The 2,662-nt window shown below is 38.4% G+C and carries 1 protein-coding gene and 2 pseudogenes; 2 read left to right on the top strand and 1 reads right to left on the bottom strand.

Annotated features, from left to right (window positions below):
* On the bottom strand, positions 1-668 hold a 668-nt coding region (locus tag ACNPNW_RS04790; protein WP_270893151.1), incomplete at its 3' end, for an IS6-like element IS1008 family transposase.
* A 62-nt stretch (positions 669-730) separates the two neighbouring features.
* Here ACNPNW_RS04790 and ACNPNW_RS04785 point away from each other — a divergent pair.
* A pseudogene (locus tag ACNPNW_RS04785) lies at positions 731-1,213 on the top strand (zinc-binding dehydrogenase); the annotation flags it as partial.
* Between the two features lie 93 nt (positions 1,214-1,306).
* Positions 1,307-2,529: pseudogene (locus ACNPNW_RS04780) on the top strand (IS256 family transposase).
* Positions 2,530-2,662 lie beyond the last annotated feature (133 nt).

The raw sequence follows: 2,662 nt of genomic DNA, 5'->3' as shown, positions 1-2,662 counted from the left end.
CCCTGAGGCTGACCATAATAAAATGACGATGCTTGTCCTTTACGTAGTGCACGCATGACTTCAATACCTTTAATTGTGGCATAAGCAGTCTTCATAGATTTGAATCCTAATGTGGCCCTGATGATTCGCTTTAACTTACCATGATCACATTCAATGACATTATTTTTATACTTAATCTGCCTGTGCTCAATATCTACTGGACATTTTCCTTCTCGCTTTAATCGTGATAAAGCATGGCCATAGGTCGCTGCTTTATCTGTATTGATGACCCGTGGAATTTGCCATTTTTTCACCGTATTGAAGATCTTTCCTAGAAAACTATAGGCTGATTTACTGTTCCGTCTAGCGGAAAGGTAAAAGTCAATCGTATGACCCCGTTGATCAACTGCACGATACAGGTAAGTCCATCGCCCCTTCACTTTGATATAAGTCTCATCCATATGCCATGAATGTAAATCTGTAGGATTACGCCAATACCAGCGTAACCGTTTTTCCATTTCTGGAGCATAACGCTGAACCCAACGATAAATTGTACTGTGATCCACATTTATGCCTCGTTCAGCGAGCATTTCTTGAAGTTCACGATAGCTGATGCCATATTTACAATACCAACGAACAGCCCAAAGAATGATTTCACCTTGAAAGTGCCGACCGTGGAAGGGATTCATCTGCTGTATCTCGAAATAAATAAGATATTTAGCTTATCATGTCAGCCTATTTGCAACAGTGCCTTATTTTGAATCATCTTGGTTATGAGATTACAGCTTCGACTGGTCGACCTCAAGAGTCAGAATATTTAACCTATCTAGGGGCGAGTGAAATTATTGATCGTATTGAATTATCTTCCCCAGGAAAGCCATTAAACAAAGAAGTTTGGGCTGGCGTAATTGATACTGTTGGAAGCCATACTTTAGCCAATGCATGTGCTAGTACAAAATATCGTGGTGCAGTTGCTGCGTGTGGTTTGGCAGGCGGAATGGATTTTCCAGCAACAGTTGCTCCATTTATTCTAAGAGGGATTACCTTATATGGAATTGATAGCGTGATGGCACCAATCGAATTAAGAAAAGAAGCATGGGAACGTTTGGCTACAGAATTAGATCAAACAAAATTAGAAACAGTAACGACTGAAATTCAGTTAACAGATGCTTTAAATATTTCAAATGAAATTTTAGATGGAAAAATTCGAGGTAGAGTTGTTGTACAGATATAGTTCAACAAAATGAGTTGTGGGACTGTTCTAAATTTTGTGTAAGTACTTAATTTTCATTTATCCTACTGAGGATAATAAAAAGAGGTACTTCACATGGATGAAGCTACAATCAAAAGTATGGCAGCTGAATTAGCTAAAGGTTTAAAAACTCCTGAAGATTTAAACCAAATGACAGCCATATTTAAAAAGTTCATGATCGAAACCGCTCTGAATACTGAGCTTTCTGAACATTTAGGCTATGAAAAGCATCAACCTAAGAAAGGATCTAATGCACGTAATGGTTTTAGCTCCAAAACAGTTCTAACACAAGATGGGCAGCTTGCTTTAGATATCCCTCGTGATCGTGATGGCTCTTTTGAACCACAGATTATTAAGAAGCATCAAACACGCATTACTAGCATGGATGATCAAATTCTTTCGCTATATGCGAAAGGAATGACAAATAGAGAAATTGTTGCTTTTTTAAAGAAATGTACGATGCCGATGTATCTGCCTCCCTTATTAGTAAGGTGACGGATGCTGTCATTGAACAAGTGACAGAATGGCAAAATAGAACACTCGATAGTCTTTATCCTGTTGTCTATTTAGATTGCATTGTTGTTAAGGTTCGTCAGCATTCAACAGTAATCAATAAATCAGTTTATTTAGCATTAGGCATTAACCTGGATGGCCAAAAAGAACTTCTTGGCATGTGGCTTGCTCAAACAGAAGGTTCCAAATTCTGGCTGTCAGTCATGACAGAGCTTAAAAATCGAGGAGTGCAAGATATTCTTGTAGCCTGCCTTGCGAAGCAGCGCTTCTCAGGACTAAAAGGCTTTCCTGATGCGATAGCCTCTGTCTACCCTCATACTGATATCCAGCTGTGTATCGTACATGTTGTACGCAATAGCCTGAGATTTGTGAGCTGGAAGGACTACAAAGCTGTAACAGCAGGATTGAAGGCGATCTATCAGGCAAGTACAGAGGAAAATGCTTTAAAGCCCCTAGATATCTTCTGCGATCAATGGAATCACCAGTATTCAAAAATTGGAGAATCCTGGCGGGCAAATTGGGAAAATATCCGAACGATCTTTAGCTATCCTGCTGAAATACGTCATGCGATTTATACAACAAATGCAATTGAATCATTGAATAGCGTGATCCGCCATTCAACTAAAAAGAGAAAGATCTTCTCTTCTGATGATTCAGTGAAAAAGGTCATTTATTTAGCAACTTCAAATGCTGCTAAAAAATGGACCATGCCAATTCAAAATTGGCGTTTAGCAATGAATTGGTTTACGATTCAGTTCGATGATCGATTAAAAGATCATTTATAAAAAATGAGACTTACACAAAATAATTTACAGGCTCGTAGAAACATGAAAATACATTCTTTTGGTGAACACAATAACATTACTTTATCTAATAATTGTATTGAAGTTCGAGGTGCACGTGAGCATAACCTTAAGG

The sequence above is a fragment of the Acinetobacter endophylla genome, from assembly GCF_053543775.1.
Note: the sequence above shows the minus strand (reverse complement) of the source record. Positions and strands in the feature narration are given on the sequence as shown.